The following is a 22,340-nucleotide window of genomic DNA, read 5'->3' on the forward strand; positions in this document are numbered from 1 at the left end:
ATAAGCAAATGAAGTTCACACTTTCCTGGCTCAAGGATCACCTTGAAACCGATGCGACGCTGGAACAAATCGTCGAAAAGCTGACCGACATTGGTCTGGAAGTGGATGGGGTCGATGACCGCGCCGCTTTCAAGGCGTTCAAGGTCGCCAAAGTTCTGACGGCTGTTCAGCATCCGGATGCCGACAAGCTGCGCGTTCTCTCGGTTGATACGGGCGAAGGCCAGCCGGTTCAGGTTGTTTGCGGCGCACCAAATGCCCGCGCCGGTCTGGTCGGTGTTCTGGGTCGTCCGGGCGACTACGTGCCGGGTCTTGATGTCACGCTGTCAGTCGGCAAAATTCGCGGTGTCGAAAGCTTCGGCATGATGTGCTCCGAGCGCGAGCTTGAACTTTCTGAAGAGCATGATGGCATTATCGATCTGCCTGATGATGTTCCGGTCGGCACAAGCTTTGCCGCCTATATGGGCCTTGATGATCCAATCATCGAAATTGGCCTCACGCCGAACCGTGCCGACTGCACAGGTATTCGCGGCATCGCGCGCGATCTTGCAGCCGCTGGCCTTGGTACACTCAAGAAGCTTGATGCCGAACCTGCGAAGGGCGAGGGCGTGACGCCTGTAAAGGTTGTTCTCGATCAGGACACCGAGAACCCATTCTGCACCGGTTTTGCATTGCGTCTGGTCAAGGGCGTGAAAAACGGCCCAAGCCCGAAATGGATGCAGCAGCGCCTGAAGGCTATCGGCCTGCGCCCGATCAATGCACTGGTGGATATCACCAATTACGTGACGTTTGATCTTGGTCGCCCGCTGCACGTCTTCGATGCGGCTAAGGTCAAGGGCAATCTGACAGTTCGTGCGGCCAAAGACGGCGAAACCATTCTCGGCCTCGACCAGCGAGAGTATAAGTTCAAGCCGGGCATGTATGTGATCGCCGATGAAAACGGTCCCGAATCGATTGCCGGTATCATGGGTGGCGAGCATTCAGGTTGTGACGAAAACACCGTGGATGTGCTGATCGAATCGGCTCTCTGGGACCCGCGCATGATTGCCCGCACGGGCCGCGAACTCGGTACCGTCACGGATGCGCGCTATCGTTTTGAGCGTGGCGTCGATCCGGAAATGATGATCCCGGGTGCGGAAATTGCAACCAGACTCGTGCTCGAACTCTGCGGCGGTCAGCCGACAGTTCTCGACGTGGTTGGTTACAAACCTTATCAGACACGCGTCATCGATTTCCCGGTTACAGAAGTCAAACGCCTGACCGGCATCGAAGTGCCTTATGATGCCTCGTTCGATATCCTGAAGCGTCTTGGTTTTGGCGTTGAAGGCGATGGCAAGGTCATCAAGGCGAGCGTGCCAAGCTGGCGTGGGGACGTCGAAGGCAAGGCCGACCTCGTTGAAGAAGTCATGCGTATTCATGGCATCAACCAGATCGCGCCGCAGCCGTTGCCAAATCATGGTGCGGTTAATGGCCGTATCCTGACGACGCTTCAAATCCGCACGCGTCTTGCGCGTCGCACACTTGCTTCGCGCGGCATGATGGAAGCTGTGACCTATTCCTTCATTTCCGACGCGCAGGCCAAAGCCTTTGGTGGCGGCAAGCCAGAACTGAAACTTGCCAACCCGATTGCAGCAGATATGTCGGACATGCGGCCTTCGCTGCTGCCGGGTCTGCTGAGTGCTGCACAGCGCAACGCGGATCGCGGTTTTGGCGATACGGCTTTGTTCGAAGTATCGGGCATCTATGAAGGCGACAAGCCTGAACAGCAGCGTCGTGTGGCTGGCGGCATCCGTCGTGGCACGGCTGGCGTTGAAGGTTCGGGTCGTTTCTGGTCAGGCAATGCGGCAACCGTTGGCGTGTTCGATGCCAAGGCTGATGCATTGGCCGCACTTGAAGCAGCTGGCGCACCAGTTGACCGTATCCAGATAGAAGCCGTTGGGCCTGAATGGTTCCATCCGGGCCGTTCGGGCACGCTGAAACTCGGTCCAAAAGTTGTGCTGGGTTACTTCGGTGAGTTCCACCCGGACACGCTGGAAGCGCTTGATGTATCGGGCAGCCTTTGCGGATTTGAAGTCTACATTGATGCGATTCCTGAGCCGAAAGCTAAGGCAACCCGCACCAAGCCAGCTTTGAGCCTGTCGCAGTTCCAGAGCCTCAAGCGTGATTTTGCGTTTGTGGTGGATGCGAATGTGGAAGCTGGTAGCGTTGTGAAGGCGGTTTCATCTGCCGATAAGAAGCTGATCGCAGGCGTTCAGGTCTTCGATATCTTCACAGGCGCGTCACTCGGTGAAGGCAAGAAGTCCATTGCAGTTGAAGTGCTGTTGCAGCCGCAGGATCGCACGCTGACCGATGAGGATCTCGAAACCTTGTCGAAGCAGGTGATTGCAAGTGTCACCAAGCAGACCGGCGGCGTTCTTCGCGGCTAAATGCAAATGAAAAGCCCGGCGCCAGAGTGTAGATCTGATTCAATCAGATCTACACTCTGGCTACTTATTTTAACGTGCATCTTTGTCCGAAAACCGTTTCACACTTTTCGGGATGCGCTGCACGCCGGGCTTTTTTAACCACGCAGGCCGATGCAATTGCCCCATGGGTCTTTGATCTGGCACATGCGCAGACTGTCCTGAATAGCGAGCGGCCCGCGATAAAGTGTTCCACCAATGGCCATGAAATGCGCGACCGATGCGTCGAAATCATCAACATGCCAGTAAACAACACTGCCTGCAGTTCCTGATGCTACCTTTTCATCTGCAGGAACAATCTCCAGATCGACATTGCCGATTTTCAGATAACTGAAATCGAATGCCTCAAGGTGTGTGAGGACGGCTTGCGGAAAGGCCTTGCGATACCAGTCAATTGCAGCCTCCACATCGCTTACATGCACAAGAACGGCGGATATGATGCCGGTCATGCAGGAACGGCCTGACGCAAAGGCATCGCGAGCATTGCCATATCGATAATCTTTTGAACGGCGCCACGCGAATTGCCGTCGCGGGCTTCGAACGAAATGCTCTGCTGGATCATATGATAGAATTCGGTCATCTGCACGATATCGGTTTCGGCAGGCAGATCGCCTGCTAAAATGCCGCGTTTCAGCCGCTCTGAAAGCCGTTCATGATTGGTGTGGCGGATGACCTGAAGGAACTCCTTAACAGGCAAATTTTCCGGTCTGCACTGGATGGAGCTGACGCTGATCATACAGCCGCCTGCAGGGCAGGCAAAGGCACTATCGGCGGTGAGTTCCAGCCATTTGCGCAGGCCGTCCTGAATGGTTGTGGATTTTTCGAGAGCGTCAAATGGAGCAGCACCGATGGTGCGCTGATAATAGTCGACCGCTTCGCGAAACGCCTGCTCCTTGTTGCCAAACGCGGCGTAGAAGCTCGGCGGCGTGATGCCGATTGCCAACGTGAAATCGTTGATCTGAGCGCATTCATAGCCCTTCGCCCAGAAGACTTTCATGACTTTTTCCAGCGCAGCATCGCGATCAAAGCTGCGTGGACGCCCGCGCGGAACCATTTTTCTACCTTTCTGTAGTCATCCCTATATAATTTGCTTGACGCTCCGGAGCAAGGCGATATGAATTATGTAGTATTGACTATATAAATAGGATTCGTCCCATGAACGAAGTGTGTGATTCTGCCCTCGTGGCGGAAGAAGTTGTTGCGTCGCCAAGTGAGGCGCGGGCGATTCCACTGGTGGTCTATTGTTTGACGCTGGGCGTCTTTGCATTGACCACTTCCGAGCTGATGATTTCAGGAATGATGCCCGCACTTCAGCAAGCTTTCGGGCGTTCCATTTCTGATATTGGCAACCTCATCTCGCTTTACGCGCTGGGAATGATGATTGGTGGGCCGCTGGTAACTGTGCTGTTTCTGGCCCTGAAGATTGAGAACAAGCGTGGCCTGCTCTTCCTGCTTATTTTCTATGCGGCCGCACAAAGCATTGCTGCCTCGACCAGCAATTTCCACGTGATGCTTATCGCACGTGTTCTGACCGGCATGGCTGCGGCAACAAGTTTCGGTCTGATGCTCGCAATCACCGCACAATTGGTTGCGCCTGAACTGCGTGGCCGCGCTTCCTCGCTGGTCTTTGCGGGGCTGATGCTCTGCACGGTTCTGGGCGTACCTCTGGCAACCGTGATCACCAACAGTTTTGGTTGGCGGGCAAGCTTCTGGACGATTGTTGTTGTCATCCTCTTCTGCGCCCTTGTTATTGCGCTCAAAATTGAGGCGAAACCGAACCAAGACGAGGTAAATCTGCGCTCCGAACTTAATGAAATGCGTAAGCCAAGGCTCTGGGCAGCCTATGCCACAAGCGCATTGGTGATTGGCGCATCGTTCTCGGTCTATAGTTATCTGTCGCCGATCACAGCGAAATTGGCGGGCTTTCCTGAAGCGCAGCTGCCGTTCCTGTTGGCCATTTACGGCGCTGCAAACATCATCGGCAACTACATCGTTGGTCGCTTTGCCGACCGTCATACGATTGCGGCTATTTTTACTGGCATTCTCGTCATGCTCGCAGCAATGGTGATTTTCGCGCTCTTTGCGGAATTCAAATTTGCAACGGTTCTTGCAATCGTCATGATTGGTCTGACCGGCATTGCGCTCAACCCGGCTTTCATAGCGCGTGTAATGCGGATTGCGCATCCGGGTGCACTGGTCAATGCGATGCATGCATCCGTTATCAATATCGGGCTGGGCCTTGGGCCTTGGGCGGGTGGTCTGGCGCTAGAGTCCGGTTATAGCCTGCACGCCCCACTCTGGGTGGGCGCAATCATGACGCTTGGAGGTCTGCTTACCCTTGCACCCCGCGCTTTGCGTCGAATGTAATTCGTTCAAAGGGCACCAAAAAAAAGCCGGGGTTGATGCCCCGGCTTTTAATTTCGAGAGTCTCTTAGTCCTTTGAGAACATCGTCGCGCTCTGTGATGTTGAGACCATCGTGTTGTAATCATTCACGATCCACTGCAGATCGGAAGCGGCGCCGCCTTTGCGTGCGTCACCTTTTGTCTTCTCCAGCTTTTCCTGGAAATCGCGCAGCTTGCCCAGCAGGCTTGCCGGGCGGGATTCAAAGACGTGGAATGAGTTTGGATGTTCTGTCGCATAGTCGTCCATTTCACGGACAGCGGTTGCATAGGAATCCATGGCTTTGCCGAAAGCCTCCATATCGACAATCGGCTTCTCATTTTCAGGCAGCAACTCGACGAGAGCATTGGCGCGGATCATGACATTGCGGACATGCCAGCTGGCTTTTTTGCCCTCTGCCTTTTCAAGCGCATCAAGCTCGGCCAGATCGACCTTGCTCTTTTCTTCGCTCAGCAATGCATCGACACGCTTGCGCTCCTTGGTGAATTCCGGCGCATATTCTGCGATCTGCTTGTGGAATTCCTTGGCACCGGCATATTTGTCGGACTTGTAGTCCTTGCGGTCGTAATACTTGCTGGCCTTCTCGATCACGGGTGCAAGCTTCTGATAGATCGCAATATAGCTCACCATTGCCTCATCGAGAGCAGGCAATTTAGGCTCTGCCGTGGTGGCTGCTTCAGCCGCTTCGATCTCGCTGCGTACATCATAGAGCGAGTAAAGACCGTAAACGTTGCGTTCCTTGCCGGTTGGGCCCTTCTTCATGTCGACCCAGCTGTCGTAGCGGTCAAGCGATTCCGAGGCGCGAATGGTTCGGTTAAGAAGCGAAACATAGGCGTTCATCTTGTCAATCGCAGCATTCGGATCAGCCTCTTCAGCAGATTGCGCAAAGGCTGCTACTGGCAAAATGACTGCCAGAAGTGTGAACAGGATCGCACGAGGCGAGAAGCGTTTCATATGATTTTCCCTCTTTGAGCACATTCTAAAAACTGCAAATTGTCTTCAGCATATTTACTTTAAAAGCCGGACGTTATGTCCCCCTCCGACTATTCGCAGGCCCTGCGGTTCTTTGGCCCATTTGTTTGAGGGCCCATTTATTCGCGGGCGCATTTTATTCGCGGGCATTGTCTGGGAGCCAATTACGCCCGGAACGATTCCTTATGACAGTGATGATTGTCGCGGCGATTGAAAGCACGATCAGATATTCGACGAAGCGGAGTGGTATAACGAACCAGCCACTGATTGTGCGCTCGTTCGCGCCATAAAGATTGATGATCTGAAACTCATAATTCACGCCGGTACTGCCGCCGCCATGTGTGACGATTTCTTTGATTTGAAGGTGGCTGCCGCGGCTTCCCAAAAGCCAGGCGAACGGTTGGTTGTAGATTGGATTGCCACGGCTATCCAAACACATGCCGACGAACGACATGAAAGAAATCATGATTGCCGTAGCTTCCGGCTTTCGCCAGTCAACTTTGGTGAACCAGAATATAGCGGAGCAAACCATGAGAACAAAAATGCTTGCGACACCATCAATGAAGATGACGCCGTAGATTCCATACATCAGGCCCACTCCCGCAAGGGAGAAGCAAGCAATGACAGCGGCGGCGATGGCAAATATGCCAAGCACTTTCGTTATGGTTCCTGTTTGCATGGCGGGCAAAGAGCATGCGGAAGCAAGAAAGACAAGCTTTATTAGAGTCTTCTACTTTGCGGAGATGTTCGCATGAATATGCGTGTGTTCTCAGAGAGAAGGCCATTGAAGTCGGTCAGTAAAGAGAGGCGGAGATGATCCCGCCTCTCGAGGTCAATTAGAATTCTAGTTCGAACAATCAGAGCCCGGTCATGGCGAGCGAGGCATCGGTATAACGTTTGCCTGCAATCTTCTCAGAATCGAAAAGCGTGTTGAGCCGGTCAAGCTCTTCGGTGGTCAATGTCACGTTGGTTGCTTCCGCATTGTCTTCCAGATGGTTAATCTTGCGAGCCCCGGGAATAGGAACGATGTAATCGCCCTGATTGAGTACCCAGGCGAGTGCCAGCTGTGCCGGAGTCACCTGCTTTCCACGTGCAATCTCGGCAATCAGATCGACCTGTTTGTTGTTGGCTTCAAGATTGCCCGGCTGGAAGCGCGGAAGCGTCTTGCGGAAATCATCCTCTGCCAGATCGGATTGCGAACGCACCTGTCCCGTCAACATGCCGCGACCAAGCGGGCTATAGGGTACGAAGCCTATACCAAGCTCGGCACAGAGTGCCAAAACCTCCTGTTCAGGATCACGCGTCCAGAGTGAATATTCGTTCTGGAGAGCGGCAATCGGGTGAACTGCATGCGCACGGCGGATCGTCTTTACGCCCGCTTCGGAAAGGCCGATCGTGCGAATTTTGCCTTCATTGATCAGGTCCTTCATCGTGCCGATTACATCCTCGATGGGAACGTTTGGATCGACGCGATGCTGATAAAAGAGATCAATTGTTTCAATACCGAGGCGCTTCAAAGAAGCTTCGGCCACGGCACGGATATTTTCGGGGCGGCTGTCCACACCAACCGGCTTGCCGTCTTCAATCTTGAAGCCGAATTTCGTGGCAATGGTTACTTTATCGCGGAAAGTCTTGAGCGCCTTGCCCAAGAGCTTTTCATTTTCATAGGGGCCATAAACTTCAGCCGTATCGAAGAATGTGATGCCCAGATCAAAAGCACGGTGCAGTGTACGAATGGCATCCTGTTCTTCTTGTCCGCCATAGGCATAGCTCATGCCCATGCAGCCAAGGCCGATTGCGGACACAGTCAGTTCCTGGCCAAGCTTGCGCGTTTTCATCGGTATTCCTTTCGGGACGAGTTCTGAAATTCGAATGTCTGCACATGTATGCAGAACAAAGCGCGGAAACCCCGAGAGGCAAGAGGTGCGTAAGGGGAATGCAATTGCGGGGTTTCCGGTGAGGCAGAAACTACGCCCAGAATCCGTGTTCGATAATACCGATTTATTTTCACGGGTTATTCTATATTTTAGAACAATGAATCGAAGCCAGCTTTCCCAACTTGCAGTTCTGGCCGCTGTTGCAGCCCATGGCAGTTTTCGTGGTGCGGCGAGAGAATTGTCGATTGCGCCATCGGCTGTCAGCCATGCCGTTGCAGCTCTCGAAGATAGCCTTGGTATCCGGCTTTTGTCGCGCACCACGCGCAGCGTGGCGCCCACCGATGCCGGACGCCAATTGCTGGAGCGACTTGCGCCCGCGCTTGAGGAAATTCATCAGGCTCTCGGGGCGGCGATAGAAGCGCGTGAGCGCCCTGCAGGAACGCTGAGAATCACGCTGCCGCATATTGCGGCGCAGTTTGTCATTGCACCGCGGCTTGGAGCGTTCGCTGAAGCCTATCCGGATATTACCCTTGATCTGACAGTCGAAAGCGCTTTTACCGATATTGTATCGGCGGGCTTTGATGCAGGCATGCGGCTCGGTGAAAGTCTTGAAGCGGATATGGTCTGCGCACGTCTGACCAGTGATCTGCGGGCAGCAATCGTCGCGTCGCCTTCCTATCTAGCAACTGCACCTATTCCCAAGCATCCCAACGATTTGATGCAGCATCGTTGCGTGCGTCATCGCTTTGCCAGTGGCCGCATATATCGCTGGGAGTTTGAAAAAGCGGGTGAGGAACTGGAAATTGCCATCAACGGCTCGCTCATCCTTAACGATGACAGACTGATTCTCGACGCTATTCTTAACGGTGCCGGTCTTGCCTATCTATTTGAGGACCATGTCCGCGAGGCATTGAAAGACGCTCGGCTTGTCAGAGTGCTTGAAGACTGGTGCCAGCCTTTTGCCGGGCTTTATCTCTATTATCCAAGCCGCCGCCAGATGCGGCCTGCCTTGCGCGCATTCATTGATTTCTTTCGCGGATCTTATGAGATGCAGCACTGCTTTCTGGGGGCGTGAGATTGGACCATCTTCGTTACTCAGGCCTTTCTGAAAAGGCAAAGAAGGAGCATTTCAGCAGGCTCATCCAAGCTGATCCCGTGCTTTGGGATGCGCTACATCGTGTGCGCAGTCTCAACCTTTCCGATTGGTGGCTTGTATCGGGAGCGCTCTATAATTCTGTGTGGAACGCTTTGACTGGACGCGCCCATGGCTATGGTATCAAAGATATCGACGTCGCATATTTCGATGATCGGGATATTTCGTGGGAAGCTGAGGATAAGGTCATTCAGGCGGGTGCGTCAGTCTTTGCAGGTTTCCCTTTGCCTGTCGAAATACGCAATCAGGCTCGCGTACATCTATGGTTCGAAAAGCGTTTCAATAAGCCCTATATGCCGCTTCGTTGCGCATCCGAATCGATAGAGCGTTATGCAGCTATTGCGCATTGCGTGGGTGTCCGTCTGGAAAATGACGGCAAGCTCACTATTCACGCTCCTTTTGGGTTTGATGATATTTTTTCGTTTCGTATTCGGCCCAATCGTGCCATCGATAACCGCGAAACATATGACATCAAGGCTCGTCGCGCGTTGGAACACTGGCCTGAACTGATTGTTCAGTGCTGGGGCGAACAAGGTTGAAGCCGATATAGATAAGGGAATAGCATGTTTCGTTGGGGTATTCTTTCCACCGCCAAGATTAGCGTCACGCAGGTCATTCCGGCGCTGTGTGCTTCCGATAATGGTGTGGTTCATGCGATTGCCAGCCGCGATCATGCACGCGCTCGCGCTGTTGCTGACCGTTTTGGCGCGCCGCTCGCCTTCGGTTCCTATGAAGAGCTGCTGGCAAGTGAAGAAGTGGATGGCGTTTATATCCCGTTGCCGACTTCGCAGCATATCGAATGGACATTGAAGGCGGCTCAGGCTGGCAAGCATGTGCTTTGTGAAAAGCCGATTGCTTTGAAAGCCGACGATATTGATCAGCTGATTGCGGCACGCGACAAACACAAGGTCACAATCGCAGAAGCTTTTATGGTTTATTACCACCCGCAATGGATCAAGCTTCGCTATCTTCTCGCGGAAGGTGCCATTGGGAGATTGCGCCACGTGCAGGGCGCATTCAGCTATTTCAACGACGATCCGGGCAATATGCGCAATCAGCCGGAACTCGGTGGCGGTGCGCTGCCCGATATTGGCGTGTATCCGACGGTGGTCACGCGGATGGTAACGGAAAAAGAGCCGCTCTCGGTTCAGGCTTCGGTCGAGTTCGATCCGAGGTTCGGCACTGATCGCTATGCGAATGTATCTGCGCGATTCGATGGCTTTGACTTGAGCTTCTATGTTGCAACCCAGCTCGCTGGTCGCCAAACCATGGTTTTCCACGGTGATAAGGGATTTATTGAGGTTCACGCGCCATTCAACACCGGCAAATATGGCCATGGCCGCATTACGCTCTATAATGCAGGACATACGGAGGCGACTGAATGGTCGTTCTCCGATACAAACCACTACCAGCTTCAGGCTGAAAACTTCGTGCGGGCCACGAAGGGCGAAGGCGTGATGCTGTTTTCTTTGGAAAACTCGAAGGCAAATCAGAAATTCATCGATGCGATTTATATGGCGGGTAAAAGCAACGGTTTCGTAAACGTCTAAGAGAACCGTAAATTTTGACAGGCAGGAATCTTTCGCTCTCACACAGCTTGTGACTTGCAGTGAAAAACAGCCTTTCTTATATACGCCACGCACGAGGCTTTGATGACAGGCCCGGTTGGTCAATGGTGATCTTCCGTACCGCAACCTTGAAGCAAGCATTGTGAAATCGATAGGAGCCGCTTATGGAACGCTCGGTAGAGGTCCTGGCGGTTTGCTGAATGGAGAGAAATATGGCTAAAGTTATTGGTATCGATCTGGGAACGACCAACTCCTGCGTTGCCGTCATGGACGGAAAAAGCGCGAAGGTCATCGAAAATGCTGAAGGTGCTCGCACAACGCCTTCGATCATCGCTTTCAGCGATAGTGACGAGCGCCTCGCTGGCCAGCCTGCGAAGCGTCAGGCTGTCACTAATCCTGAAGGCACCCTGTTTGCCGTCAAGCGTCTGATTGGTCGCCGCTTTGATGACCCAATGGTCACCAAGGACAAGGATCTCGTTCCTTACAAGATCGTCAAGGGTGACAATGGTGACGCATGGGTAGAAACCCACGGCAAGAAGTATTCCCCATCGCAGGTTTCCGCGATGATCCTTCAGAAGATGAAGGAAACCGCTGAATCATATCTCGGCGAAACCGTGACGCAGGCTGTTATTACGGTTCCGGCATACTTCAATGATGCTCAGCGTCAGGCAACCAAGGATGCCGGCAAGATCGCTGGTCTTGAAGTTCTGCGTATCATCAACGAGCCAACGGCTGCAGCACTTGCTTACGGTCTCGATAAGAGCGAAGGCAAGACCATCGCTGTTTACGATCTTGGCGGCGGCACGTTCGACGTTTCGGTTCTTGAAATCGGCGACGGCGTGTTTGAAGTAAAGTCCACCAACGGTGACACGTTCCTCGGCGGTGAAGACTTCGACATGCGTCTGGTCGAGTATCTGGTTGCCGAGTTCAAGAAAGAACAGGGCATCGATCTTAAGAAAGACAAGCTTGCTCTGCAGCGCCTCAAGGAAGCTGCCGAAAAGGCCAAGATTGAGCTTTCCGCTGCTCAGCAGACCGAAATCAACCTGCCGTTCATCACGGCCGACCAGACCGGTCCTAAGCACCTTGCAATCAAGCTTTCGCGTTCGAAGTTTGAAAGCCTCGTCGACGACCTCGTTCAGCGCACGGTCGAGCCATGCAAGGCAGCTCTTCGCGATGCGGGCCTGAAGGCTGGCGACATTGACGAAGTGGTTCTGGTTGGCGGTATGACCCGTATGCCGAAGATCCAGGAAGTCGTTAAGGCTTTCTTCGGCAAGGAACCACACAAGGGCGTAAACCCTGACGAAGTCGTTGCCATGGGTGCGGCCATTCAGGGCGGCGTTCTGCAGGGCGACGTCAAGGACGTTCTGCTGCTCGACGTGACCCCGCTTTCGCTCGGCATTGAAACGCTCGGTGGCGTATTCACCCGCTTGATCGAACGCAACACGACGATCCCGACCAAGAAGTCGCAGACCTTCTCGACGGCTGAAGACAATCAGTCGGCAGTGACGATCCGCGTCTTCCAGGGCGAGCGTGAAATGGCAGCTGACAACAAGATCCTCGGCCAGTTCGACCTCGTTGGCATTCCGCCGGCACCGCGTGGCGTTCCACAGATCGAAGTCACCTTCGACATCGATGCCAACGGTATTGTGAATGTGTCTGCAAAGGACAAGGGCACCGGCAAGGAACACCAGATCCGCATTCAGGCATCGGGTGGTCTTTCGGACGCTGACATCGAAAAGATGGTCAAGGACGCTGAAGCAAATGCTGAAGCCGACAAGCAGCGCCGCGATGCGGTTGAAGCCAAGAACCAGGGTGAAAGCCTGCTTCATTCGTCTGAAAAGTCGTTGAAGGAATATGGTGACAAGGTTTCGGCTGAAGACAAGCAGGCAATCGAAGGCGCAATCGCAGCGCTGAAGACCTCGCTTGAAGGCGACGATGCTGAAGATATCAAGGCGAAGACGCAGGTTCTTGCCGAAGCTTCCATGAAGCTTGGTCAGGCTATGTATGAAGCAGCTCAGGCTGCCGAAGATGCAGGCGCTGAAGGTGGCGAGCAGGCTTCTTCCAACGACGATGTCGTTGACGCCGATTACGAAGAAATCGACGACGACAAGAAAAAGTCGTAAGCCTTGTCCGTAAAGCTTAAGCCCGGGTCATTCCCGGGCTTTTGCGGCCTTTCGGGACGGTTGCACCGGACGGACAAAAATAAAAAACAGTCCAGCAGACAGGTCATATAGAGGCCGCTTTGCGCAAAATGGGACCGTGGAGACGCAATCCGGAAAATGGATGCGATCCAGCCGTCGGGATAACGAACTATGAAGATCGATTATTACGAAGCTCTGGGTGTGGAGCGAACTGCAGACGATAAGGTGCTCAAAACCGCCTTTCGCAAGCTCGCCATGGAATACCATCCGGATCGCAATCCGAACAATCCGGATGCAGAACGCAAGTTCAAGGAAATCGGTGAAGCTTATGAAACGCTGAAAGATCCGCAAAAGCGCGCAGCCTATGACCGTTTCGGTCACGCAGCCTTTGAAAATGGCGGCATGGGCAATGGCTTTGGTGGTGGTGGCGGCGGTTTCGGTGGAGCCGGTGGCTTTGCCGATATTTTCGAAGATATTTTTGGCGAGATGATGGGCGGCGGTCGTCGTCGCTCCAATGGTGGACGCGAACGCGGCGCCGATCTGCGCTACAATATGGAAGTCACGCTTGAGGAAGCCTATTCCGGCAAGGCCGCACAGATTCGCGTGCCGACATCCATCACCTGTGACGAATGCTCAGGGTCTGGCGCCAAGGCCGGTTCACAGCCGACCACTTGCACCATGTGTTCGGGTTCGGGCCGTGTACGTGCCGCGCAGGGCTTCTTCTCTGTAGAGCGCACCTGCCCAACCTGTAACGGTCGCGGCCAGATCATCAAGGACCCTTGCGGCAAGTGTCACGGTCAGGGCCGAGTGACACAGGAGCGTTCTCTCTCGGTCAACATTCCGGCCGGTATCGAAGATGGCACCCGTATTCGTCTCGCAGGCGAAGGCGAAGCTGGAACGCGCGGTGGTCCATCGGGTGATCTTTACATCTTCCTGTCGGTCAAACCGCATGAGTTTTTCCAGCGCGATGGTGCTGATCTTTACTGCAAAGTGCCGATCTCGATGACGACAGCAGCGCTGGGCGGAGATTTTGAAGTCTCCACGCTTGATAGCACCCAGACGCGTGTGAAGGTGCCTGAAGGTACCCAGAACGCCAAGCAGTTCCGCCTCAAGGGCAAAGGCATGCCGGTTTTACGCCAGCAGGCAGTGGGCGATCTCTATATCCAGATCGATATTGAGACACCGCAAAACCTGTCCAAACGCCAGCGCGAATTGCTTGAGGAATTTGAACAACTCTCGTCCAAGGAGAACAGTCCGAAATCGGCAGGCTTCTTCTCCCGGATGAAGGAGTTTTTCGAAGGTATAGGTGAGTGAAGAAAAGGGAGCCGTTTGGCTCCCTTTTTTTACGCTTTCCTTAATGTCGCCTTGCCTAAATACGCCAATGCGGCATAAACTTGTCTGATAACGACAATGGGAGCAGTGAAGAATGGCAGGACAGCTCGGCAGGAAACTGGCCGCTAAGTTCGATGAAGAAATCCGTTTTTTCAAAGGTTGGATAGACGGACCAAAGGCGGTCGGCGCGATATTGCCGACAAGTTCCATCACGGCGCGACGCATGGCGAGCGTCATCGACACGAAATCAGGTCTGCCAGTTCTAGAACTCGGACCGGGCACAGGTGTGATCACCAAAGCCATTCTAGCCCATGGTGTGAAGCCAGCCGATCTCTATTCGGTCGAATATTCACCGGATTTCGTGGATCATCTTGACCGGGCTTTTCCCGATGTGAACATTATTCAGGGAGATGTGTTCGATCTCGATCTGGCGCTTGGCGATATGAAAGATCAGAAATTCGACAGCATCGTTTCTGCTGTTCCCATGCTGAACTTTCCGATGGAAAGCCGCATTCAGCTTATGGAAAGCCTGTTGTCCCGTATGCCGCGTGGTCGTCCTCTGATACAGATCACTTATGGTCCCCGCCCTCCGGTTCCGGCAGGCAAGGGCAATTACATTGTGCAGCATTATGATTTTGTTGTGCGCAATGTCCCTCCTGCGCAGCTCTGGGTCTATCGCAGCCCGCTCGTTTGATCCCATACGGAGTTAAGTAATCTGATGACGGCAAAGATCCTGATTTTTGCGGGCTCTATCCGCAAGGGGGCGTTCTCAGGCCATATGGCAGATGCAGCCGCCGGGGAACTGGTAGCTCAGGGTGCAAGCGTAACACATATCTCGCTGGCCGATTTTCAGCTTCCGATTATGAATGAGGATCTGGAAGCTGAAGAAGGCATTCCTGAAAACGCCATGAAGCTTGGTCGTCTCTTTGCAGCACATGACGGGCTGATGATCTGTTCGCCGGAATATAATGCGTCAATTCCGCCGCTGCTTAAAAACACGGTTGATTGGGTCAGCCGTATTTCCAGAGATGGTGACAAGCCGTTCAGGCCTTATGCGGGTTTGACGGTCGGTCTTTGCTCAACGTCCAATGGTGCTTTTGCCGGTATGCGTGGGCTTTATCATCTACGCGCCGTTCTGATGAATGTGGGCACGCAGATCGTCAGCGAGCAGTGCTCGGTCGGTGGTGCAGCTGACGCTTTCAATGATGACGGCACACTCAAGAACGAGCGTCACGCCAAAATGCTGAGCGCTGTTTGCGCCAGCCTTATCAAGCACTCGGTCAATCCAGGACGTTAAATTTAGTTTCTATCTGACAATTTCAGGGCGCGGTATCTTTCGTACCGCGCCCTGTTGTGCGAATAAACTAAAAATCATATCGGAGAATAGCATGACGACGACAGATTTGCGTGATCGGCTGATCGTGGGCCTCGACGTGCCAACCGTTGCTGAAGCGGAAAAAGTGGTCGAAGAACTGGGCGATGCTGTCACGTTCTACAAAATCGGTTATCAGCTGGTGTTTGCAGGTGGTCTCGATTTTGCAAAGAGCCTGATTGCGGCCAAGAAAAAAGTTTTCCTCGACATAAAGCTCCTCGACATCGATAACACCATCGCCAAGGGCGTGGAGAATGTCGCGAAGATGGGCGTTTCCATGCTCACCCTGCACGCTTATCCCAAAGCCATGCGCTCGGCTGTTCAAGCAGCGAGAGGCTCAGATCTCTGCCTGCTTGGCGTGACGGTGCTGACCTCTATGGATGATGCTGATCTGAAGGAAGCAGGTTATTCCGATACGCCGGAAGCACTGGTGCTCAAGCGCGCACAGCAGGCGCGTGAGGCGGGCATGGGCGGCATTGTGGCTTCTGCCGCTGAAGCTTATGCCATCCGTCAGGCAATCGGTCCCGATATGGCTGTCGTCACACCCGGTATTCGTCCGGCAGGCAGCGAGAAGGGCGACCAGAAGCGCGTGATGACGCCCGCAGATGCTCTCAAAGCTGGCGCAAGCCACCTTGTCGTTGCGCGGCCAATTGTCGGCGCCGCTGATCGCAAGGCTTCAGCCCTTGCCATTCTGGAAGAAATGCGCTCGGTTGGCTGAAAGAGGAGGATGATATGACCAAAGCCTATTGGATCGCCCGTGTGGATGCTCGCGATACGGAGCGTTACAAAGATTACGTTTCTACGGCCAAACCTGCTTTTGAGCGCTATGGTGCAAAGTTTATTGCACGTGGTGGCAAGGCTGAGGCCGTTGAAGGGCCGGGGCGTGCCCGCAATGTCATCATCGAATTTGAGTCTATGCAGCACGCGCTCGACTGCTACAATTCGTCCGAATATCAGGCCGCAAAAGCCATCCGCCAAACCGTAGCGGACGGCGAAATCGTCATCGTTGAAGGCGTCGCCTGATTATAATCTTACTGGCGGGTCGTGACGACCGGCGACAGACAGATCAAGCAATATGACCTTGCCCGCATGCGGATCTGCATTGCGGGCATTTTCATTCATGCCTTCGTGCGCGCTGGTGACAATCAAGACAGAGGCGTCTGCACCGATGAAAGCCGGGCAGGTTGGCTGGGTAACGGGTAGCTTGATCGAACGTAAGAGCCGCCCCTGCGACGAATAAGCGTTAAGGGCGCTGCCGCCCCAGCATGCATTCCACAAGGTGCCTTCCGCATCGACCACCGAGCCATCAACGCCACCATCTTCGACACGATGATGGAAAACGCTTTTTTCAGAGACCGGCAGGCCGGTTTCGGGGTCGGTATCGACCCGCCATATGATATTGCGGTCGGTATCGGCAAAATAAGTGATCTTGCCATCCGGCGAAAAGCAGATTGAGTTGGTGATCGTGATACCAGAGAACAGTTTTTTCACATGGCCTTCACGATACCACCAGATCGAGCCGGCACCCTTCTCGGCCTTCTTGCCCATGGTGCCGATCCAGAAGGAGCCGGACGGGTGCACACGTGCATCGTTGGAGCGCGTGATGGCATTATCGGCTTCGAGCGGATGATGCAGTGTGAGACGCCCATTGGCACGCTCGCGCACAAAAAGTCCGTGCTCGCTGACAATCAACTGCCGCTCACGATCAATAACCGCAAGCGCACTGGCTTTCATGCCAAGATCATGCGTGCGAACTTCACCGCTGTCGTCTCTCTCGATCAACCTTTGACCGAGAATATCGAACCACCAGCACTGACCGGTAAGCGGATCATAACCCGGGCCTTCGCCCAGTTCGGTGACATGATCAGCAAAGAATGTTGTTTTGACTGCGGTCACTTTTCTCTCCCGGCTTTGGTCCAGCTCTGGCGTTAACAGCATAATCAACAGACAGGCAGCAATCCAGTTGCAAAAATCTGCGCGTGCTCATGAAGCGTCTATGAAACCTGCATGATCGGAAACGGCTATGTCGTCTGCAAAATTCGCTTTAGAGCGCGTTTCGATCTGATTTGATCAGATCGGCGCTCTCAACTCGTTTTATCTACGCATCGTGCTTTCCTAAAATTGATTCCGATTTTAGGGCCGATGCGCTAAGTTCCGGCAACTGAGAATCGCGAGGAAATCATGTCGCTAAAAGTTGCGGTCCAGATGGACCATATCAGCACGGTCAATATTACGGGTGACACCACTTTTGCTCTGTCACTTGAAGCGCAGAAGCGCGGCCATGAGCTGTATCATTACACACCAGACCGGCTTTCGATGCGCGATGGTATTGTTTCAGCTCGCGTTGAAAAACTGGAACTGCGTGACATCAAGGGCGATCACTACACGCTGGGTGAGCCGGTGCGCCGCGATCTTTCAGAAATGGATGTGGTTCTGCTGCGTCAGGACCCGCCGTTCGACATGAACTATATAACCACTACGCATCTTCTGGAGCGTATCCATCCAAAGACGCTGGTGGTGAACGACCCGGCATGGGTTCGCAACAGCCCGGAAAAGATTTTCGTCACCGAATTTCCGGATCTGATGCCCGAAACGCTGATTACCAAGGACCCGCAGGAGGTTCTAGAGTTCCGCCGCGAGTTCGGCGATATCATCTTAAAGCCACTTTACGGCAATGGCGGTGCGGGCGTGTTCCATCTGGCTGATGGCGATCGCAATCTGACCTCGTTGCTCGAAATGTTCGGACAGCTGTTCAAAGAACCGTTCATCGCGCAGCGTTATCTCAAAGATGTGCGCTCAGGTGACAAGCGTATCATTCTGATTGATGGTGAGCCGGTCGGCGCAATCAATCGTGTGCCTTCGGAAACCGATGCGCGTTCCAACATGCATGTTGGCGGTCGTGCAGAACAGAGCAAGCTGACTGCACGTGAGCAGGAAATCTGCGCGCGCATCGGCCCGTCGCTGAAAGAGCGCGGCTTCATCCTCGTTGGTATCGACGTGATTGGCGATTATATGACCGAGATCAATGTAACCTCGCCAACCGGCATTCGGGAAATCGAACGCTTCGACGGCACCAATATTGCGGCCCTGTTCTGGGACGCGGTTGAAGCCAAGCGTAAGTAAAAAATCGGGCTTTAAGCCTTCGTTTGAAAGAGAATCGCGTCCGTTGCGGACGCGATTCCGCTATTTTTCCGTCTTGCCGATAAAATCAGCCGGGTTTTTATATTTTACCGTTTGCAGATGTTCGCAATAAAGGACGAGTTCTCCCTCGCCTTTGAAGATCTCATAGCTTGCACGGATTAGGCCAAGTTCCTTGTAGCGCGGCGTTTTTTCCATATTCGTGCGCACTGCATAAATCGTATCTCCTATGAAGACCGGTTTGATGAAACGCAGTTTGTCATAGCCATAAGAAAACGCATTCACGCAGTTGGTGGCCACCAGGCCAAGGCCAGCGGAAAAGACAAATGCGCCTGCAATCAGCCTTCGTCCGAATATTCCTTCGCTGCGCGCGAACATTTCATCCTGAACGTAAGGGTGAATATCGGTAACCAGCAGATTGAACTGATGGCTGTCGCCTTCCGATATTGTGCGTCGCAACGATCTGATCTTCTGCCCGACTGGCCAATCCTCATAGAACCAGTTTTCGGCGTTCCATACCGGTAACCTGGCATGTTCTGGCGGCATATCGGTCGGCATTGTCGAAGAGACTCCGACCGTTGGCGCAACGTTAGACATTTTTTCCTCCACAGTTCTTATATGAAGTATGCATTCATATATGCATAACAATCAAGTCAGAAAGCTCAATGCTGGCGACCGATTTAGCCAGTAGGCCAGCATCTGCGAAGCTTGCTCTCTCGCACGAGAAATGCTTAAATCCTTTGGTTGTATACAAGCACAAACTCACGTTAGAGGTGTGTAAAATACCGAGCGGGGGCTCATGGTCGCGCGAGTAGGAACAGTTGCGTTTCAGGGCATAGAAGCTGTGCCTGTCGATGTGCAGGTCATGGTTGCACCGGGCAAGATGGGCATGTCGATTGTCGGCCTGCCCGACAAAGCGGTTGCCGAAAGCCGGGAACGTGTACAGGCCGCACTTCATGCTTCCGGCCTTTCCATGCCGACCAAGCGTGTCACGGTCAATCTGGCTCCGGCTGATCTGCCGAAAGAAGGCTCGCATTATGATCTGCCGATTGCCGTTGGGTTGATGGCAGCTATCGGTGCAATTCCGATCGACGCCATACAATCCTATCTGGTTTTGGGAGAGCTTTCGCTTGATGGCTCCATAACGGCTGTTGCGGGCGTATTGCCTGCTGCAATTGGCGCCAATCGTGAAGACAAGGGCCTGATCTGTCCGTATGACTGTGGGCCAGAAGCCGCATGGGCAGGGGCCAATGTCGATATTCTTGCGCCACGCAGCCTGATTGCGTTGGCCAACCATTTTCGGGGAACACAGGTGCTGACGCCGCCTGATCCTTCGATGCGGGTTTCAAGCGAAGTGCTGCCCGATCTTGCCGATATCAAGGGGCAGGAGACTGCCAAGCGTGCGCTGGAGATTGCTGCCGCCGGAAATCACAATCTGCTTCTCGTCGGGCCGCCTGGATCGGGAAAATCCATGCTTGCACAGCGGCTCCCATCCATTCTGCCAAAACTCAGCCCGCGCGAACTGCTCGACGTTTCAATGATCACATCCATTGCAGGCGAGCTGTCGGGTGGAAAACTGTCTGACCGCAGACCTTTTCGCGCGCCACATCATTCGGCGTCTATGGCTGCAATGGTTGGTGGGGGGCTGCGGGCGAGGCCGGGTGAAGTATCACTTGCGCATAATGGCGTGTTGTTTCTCGATGAGTTTCCGGAGTTTTCGCCACAGGTGCTCGATTCTCTCAGGCAACCGCTGGAGACTGGCGAATGCATGATTGCACGCGTCAATCATCGTACCAGCTATCCGGCGCGCTTTCAGCTGATTGCAGCGATGAACCCCTGTCGTTGTGGCATGGCGGGGGAGCCAGGCCACACATGCGCACGTGGCCCGCGTTGCCAAAGCGACTATCAGGCACGCATTTCCGGGCCGTTGCTGGACCGAATCGATCTCAGGGTCGATATGCCTGCCGTCTCAGCCCTTGATCTCATTCAGCCGTCGCAGTCTGAACGAAGCGAAAGCGTTGCCAAACGTGTCGCGCGGGCACGGGCGACACAAAGCGTGCGCTATGCAGCTCTTGGGCTGGATGCATCCATGACCAACGCTTACTGTTCGGCAAATCTGATTGAAGAAGTCGCCAAGCCGGATGCTGCGGGCGTAAAGCTGCTGCGCGACGCGAGCGAACAGATGCGCTTTTCTGCGCGTGCCTATCACCGCATTTTGAAAGTGGCCCGCACATTGGCCGATCTCGATGGAGTGGACCAGATCAGCCGCATACATCTTGCTGGCGCGATTTCTTATCGCATGGGCGCTGAGAGACTGTCTTCTGTGGCGTGAAGACCACGTCACAGAAGCTCTTTCTGCTCTAAAGCATGTCGCAGTTAAATGGATTCATTTAACGTTCGCGAACATGCGACAATTAAAAGAATCTAGAGCGAGCACCATGGGTGCGATTAAACACGACACGCTCTAGCAGTTCAGGGTCTGAAGCGTCATGCTGCCATTGTTCAGAAAACAGGCTTTGCTGAACAGCGATAGATCAAGCGGATTTGGAAGACGCACGTCGCTTAGATCCGGGCAGGCTTTGGCGTCTGCATCAAAACTACGATCAATCTGCGAGATACAGAGAATGGTTAGTCCTTTCTCTTCAGCAAAAGCTTTCAGCGCTCTTATCTGAACCATCAGTTCCGGTTTTTCACGCTTCTGATCCAACAATTGTAGATAGTCGACAACGACACATGTATCGCGCGGCGCATTCTGCGATTGCTCGACGATGTAATCTGCGCTGATTGCTTCAGATGTGTCGAACACAAACTGTGTTTGAAAGTCACGTTCGTTGATACCGAGCATCTCAAATCGTTTTCCGATGTCTTTTCTCGTATAGTCCAGAGAGAAGAACAGGCCGCGATGGCCTTTTTTCATGGCCTCAATGAGGATTTCAAGGCTGAGCAGTGTCTTGCCATGGCCGGGCCGGGCACCAACCAAAACCAGATCACCGGGTTGCAGGCACGCATAAAGTTCGGCTGCTGAAACGGCGTCGTTATGTTTGTGGGTCAGCATACTCCAGCTTTTAAAGCCTTCGTGTGCAGCGATGCGATCCAATGCCAAATGAAGCGGTATGTTCTCATTGCGCGCGATAAGCTTTGCGCGGCGTTTCAGATGATAGATCGGGGCCGACAATTTCATCAAAACCTCCTGCGAGCTTTGATTGCAATCCCTCCTTATGCATTCGCTCGACCAGTTGGTTCGGTGGTGAGATTTCCCGCATGAAAAATGCTTTCCCGATCGGAGGGGGGAGGCGTGGATAAAGCCAGAATCAGAGCATAGCGCAGATCAGGCTGAGAGGTGAATAGGATTTTGCGTGATTGCCGGGGAGCGGCTTACTCTCCCCGGCATTTGTTAGAGCCCGAACGTCACGAGTCCGTTTTCATCAATACTCCAGGCCGGGTTCCAGGCGATTTCCCATGCATGCTCGTCGGGATCAGCAATGTAGCCGCGCAAGCCGCCATGCACTGGCGCATCGGCGGGTCGCAATATCTTTCCACCAGCGCGCGTCAGCTTTTCCATGAGCGGCTGGACGTCTGTTTTGTCACCTACATTATGCGCCAGCGAGAATGCGCCCGGCTGCATCAGGCCGAAGCAGTTCATATCGGCTTCAAGCGAAGTTTTCAGGAAGGTGCCGAGAACAAAGCCATTCATCTGATAGAAGATGATTTCTTGGTTCTGGAATATTGGCGTCCAGCCAAAGCCTTCGACGTAAAAACGACGAGAGCGCTCAAGTTCCTGGATGCCAAGCGTGATGACGGAGATTTGCTGTTTCATAATCAAGACCCTATATTCTCCAATACACCATTGCATCGGAGTTGAAGGTCAAGGGACTCGACGAATTGGTCGGATTAGCTCGCATACCGAAAAGTTTGAAACCGCTTCGG

23 protein-coding genes are annotated in these 22,340 nt (G+C 53.6%); 14 read left to right on the forward strand and 9 right to left on the reverse strand.

The annotated features are described in order from the left end of the window. Nucleotides 1-8 precede the first annotated feature (8 nt). On the forward strand, nucleotides 9-2,423 hold the full coding sequence (pheT, locus tag OIV19_RS01120; protein WP_264230448.1) for a phenylalanine--tRNA ligase subunit beta: 2,415 nt from the start codon (nucleotides 9-11) through the stop codon (nucleotides 2,421-2,423). A gap of 134 nt (nucleotides 2,424-2,557) precedes the next feature. Here pheT and OIV19_RS01125 read toward each other — a convergent pair whose 3' ends face one another. Both OIV19_RS01125 and OIV19_RS01130 read right to left on the reverse strand, forming a co-directional pair. After that, the gene (locus OIV19_RS01125) at nucleotides 2,558-2,908 is read right to left on the reverse strand and encodes a VOC family protein (protein WP_095447752.1); all 351 of its coding nucleotides are present in this window, start codon (nucleotides 2,906-2,908) and stop codon (nucleotides 2,558-2,560) included. Then, nucleotides 2,905-3,513: a TetR/AcrR family transcriptional regulator gene (locus tag OIV19_RS01130; RefSeq protein ID WP_264230449.1), complete on the reverse strand. Its 609-nt coding sequence runs from the start codon at nucleotides 3,511-3,513 to the stop codon at nucleotides 2,905-2,907. Before OIV19_RS01130 ends, OIV19_RS01125 begins: the two co-directional genes overlap by 4 nt. 101 nt (nucleotides 3,514-3,614) lie before the next feature. Here OIV19_RS01130 and OIV19_RS01135 point away from each other — a divergent pair, with 101 nt between their 5' ends. Further along, nucleotides 3,615-4,826, forward strand: coding sequence for an MFS transporter (locus OIV19_RS01135; RefSeq protein WP_264230450.1), 1,212 nt, complete (start codon nucleotides 3,615-3,617; stop codon nucleotides 4,824-4,826). A gap of 64 nt (nucleotides 4,827-4,890) precedes the next feature. On the opposite strand, the gene OIV19_RS01140 is transcribed toward OIV19_RS01135, so the two are convergent. Together OIV19_RS01140 and OIV19_RS01145 are read right to left on the reverse strand one after the other, a co-directional pair. Next, nucleotides 4,891-5,814 (reverse strand): YiiG family protein, encoded by a 924-nt coding sequence (locus OIV19_RS01140; protein ID WP_264230451.1) that lies wholly within the window; start codon nucleotides 5,812-5,814, stop codon nucleotides 4,891-4,893. Nucleotides 5,815-5,968: 154 nt separating this feature from the next. Beyond that, nucleotides 5,969-6,421 (reverse strand): hypothetical protein, encoded by a 453-nt coding sequence (locus tag OIV19_RS01145; protein WP_264230452.1) that lies wholly within the window; start codon nucleotides 6,419-6,421, stop codon nucleotides 5,969-5,971. A gap of 31 nt (nucleotides 6,422-6,452) precedes the next feature. Here OIV19_RS01145 and OIV19_RS01150 point away from each other — a divergent pair, with 31 nt between their 5' ends. Next, entirely contained in the window at nucleotides 6,453-6,587 is a 135-nt protein-coding gene (locus tag OIV19_RS01150) for a hypothetical protein (protein WP_264230453.1), read from the forward strand. Between the two features lie 102 nt (nucleotides 6,588-6,689). Here OIV19_RS01150 and OIV19_RS01155 read toward each other — a convergent pair whose 3' ends face one another. Next, nucleotides 6,690-7,670 carry an aldo/keto reductase gene (locus OIV19_RS01155; RefSeq protein WP_095447757.1) on the reverse strand — a complete coding sequence of 327 codons (981 nt, stop codon included), beginning with the start codon at nucleotides 7,668-7,670 and terminating at the stop codon, nucleotides 6,690-6,692. Between the two features lie 196 nt (nucleotides 7,671-7,866). Between OIV19_RS01155 and OIV19_RS01160 the strand changes: the two genes are divergently transcribed. The 9 genes from OIV19_RS01160 to OIV19_RS01200 all read left to right on the forward strand — a co-directional run bounded on the left by OIV19_RS01160 (nucleotide 7,867) and on the right by OIV19_RS01200 (nucleotide 16,298). Beyond that, nucleotides 7,867-8,784 carry a LysR family transcriptional regulator gene (locus OIV19_RS01160; RefSeq protein ID WP_264230454.1) on the forward strand — a complete coding sequence of 306 codons (918 nt, stop codon included), beginning with the start codon at nucleotides 7,867-7,869 and terminating at the stop codon, nucleotides 8,782-8,784. A gap of 2 nt (nucleotides 8,785-8,786) precedes the next feature. Further along, complete coding sequence (locus tag OIV19_RS01165) at nucleotides 8,787-9,401, forward strand: nucleotidyltransferase family protein (protein ID WP_264230455.1); 615 nt, start codon at nucleotides 8,787-8,789, stop codon at nucleotides 9,399-9,401. A 24-nt stretch (nucleotides 9,402-9,425) separates the two neighbouring features. After that, entirely contained in the window at nucleotides 9,426-10,412 is a 987-nt protein-coding gene (locus tag OIV19_RS01170; protein ID WP_264230456.1) for a Gfo/Idh/MocA family protein, read from the forward strand. 230 nt (nucleotides 10,413-10,642) lie between these two features. Continuing rightward, nucleotides 10,643-12,553 (forward strand): molecular chaperone DnaK, encoded by a 1,911-nt coding sequence (gene dnaK / locus OIV19_RS01175; RefSeq protein WP_095447761.1) that lies wholly within the window; start codon nucleotides 10,643-10,645, stop codon nucleotides 12,551-12,553. A gap of 189 nt (nucleotides 12,554-12,742) precedes the next feature. Beyond that, nucleotides 12,743-13,885 carry a molecular chaperone DnaJ gene (gene dnaJ / locus OIV19_RS01180; protein ID WP_095447762.1) on the forward strand — a complete coding sequence of 381 codons (1,143 nt, stop codon included), beginning with the start codon at nucleotides 12,743-12,745 and terminating at the stop codon, nucleotides 13,883-13,885. Between the two features lie 112 nt (nucleotides 13,886-13,997). After that, the gene (gene pmtA / locus OIV19_RS01185) at nucleotides 13,998-14,597 is read left to right on the forward strand and encodes a phospholipid N-methyltransferase PmtA (RefSeq protein WP_264230457.1); all 600 of its coding nucleotides are present in this window, start codon (nucleotides 13,998-14,000) and stop codon (nucleotides 14,595-14,597) included. Nucleotides 14,598-14,621: 24 nt separating this feature from the next. After that, a complete protein-coding gene (locus OIV19_RS01190) occupies nucleotides 14,622-15,200 on the forward strand; it encodes an NADPH-dependent FMN reductase (protein ID WP_264230458.1) in 579 nt (192 codons plus the stop codon). A 91-nt stretch (nucleotides 15,201-15,291) separates the two neighbouring features. After that, nucleotides 15,292-15,993: an orotidine-5'-phosphate decarboxylase gene (pyrF, locus tag OIV19_RS01195; protein ID WP_264230459.1), complete on the forward strand. Its 702-nt coding sequence runs from the start codon at nucleotides 15,292-15,294 to the stop codon at nucleotides 15,991-15,993. A 14-nt stretch (nucleotides 15,994-16,007) separates the two neighbouring features. Continuing rightward, the gene (locus tag OIV19_RS01200) at nucleotides 16,008-16,298 is read left to right on the forward strand and encodes a DUF1330 domain-containing protein (protein WP_095447766.1); all 291 of its coding nucleotides are present in this window, start codon (nucleotides 16,008-16,010) and stop codon (nucleotides 16,296-16,298) included. Here the strand turns inward: OIV19_RS01200 and OIV19_RS01205 are convergent, their stop codons facing one another. Continuing rightward, nucleotides 16,299-17,171: an SMP-30/gluconolactonase/LRE family protein gene (locus OIV19_RS01205; protein ID WP_264230460.1), complete on the reverse strand. Its 873-nt coding sequence runs from the start codon at nucleotides 17,169-17,171 to the stop codon at nucleotides 16,299-16,301. 285 nt (nucleotides 17,172-17,456) lie between these two features. Between OIV19_RS01205 and gshB the strand changes: the two genes are divergently transcribed. Continuing rightward, the gene (gene gshB, locus OIV19_RS01210; RefSeq protein ID WP_095447768.1) at nucleotides 17,457-18,398 is read left to right on the forward strand and encodes a glutathione synthase; all 942 of its coding nucleotides are present in this window, start codon (nucleotides 17,457-17,459) and stop codon (nucleotides 18,396-18,398) included. A gap of 60 nt (nucleotides 18,399-18,458) precedes the next feature. Here gshB and OIV19_RS01215 read toward each other — a convergent pair whose 3' ends face one another. Beyond that, nucleotides 18,459-19,010, reverse strand: coding sequence for a MaoC family dehydratase (locus OIV19_RS01215; RefSeq protein WP_151092494.1), 552 nt, complete (start codon nucleotides 19,008-19,010; stop codon nucleotides 18,459-18,461). 202 nt (nucleotides 19,011-19,212) lie between these two features. On the opposite strand from OIV19_RS01215, the gene OIV19_RS01220 reads away from it, so the two are divergent. Further along, entirely contained in the window at nucleotides 19,213-20,745 is a 1,533-nt protein-coding gene (locus OIV19_RS01220; protein ID WP_264230461.1) for a YifB family Mg chelatase-like AAA ATPase, read from the forward strand. 132 nt (nucleotides 20,746-20,877) lie between these two features. On the opposite strand, the gene OIV19_RS01225 is transcribed toward OIV19_RS01220, so the two are convergent. Then, complete coding sequence (locus tag OIV19_RS01225) at nucleotides 20,878-21,594, reverse strand: DNA helicase (RefSeq protein WP_264230462.1); 717 nt, start codon at nucleotides 21,592-21,594, stop codon at nucleotides 20,878-20,880. A gap of 213 nt (nucleotides 21,595-21,807) precedes the next feature. Next, complete coding sequence (locus OIV19_RS01230) at nucleotides 21,808-22,230, reverse strand: VOC family protein (protein ID WP_095447771.1); 423 nt, start codon at nucleotides 22,228-22,230, stop codon at nucleotides 21,808-21,810. Nucleotides 22,231-22,340: the final 110 nt, after the last annotated feature.

The organism is Brucella sp. HL-2, assembly GCF_025846885.2.
GTDB lineage: Bacteria > Pseudomonadota > Alphaproteobacteria > Rhizobiales > Rhizobiaceae > Brucella > Brucella quorumnocens.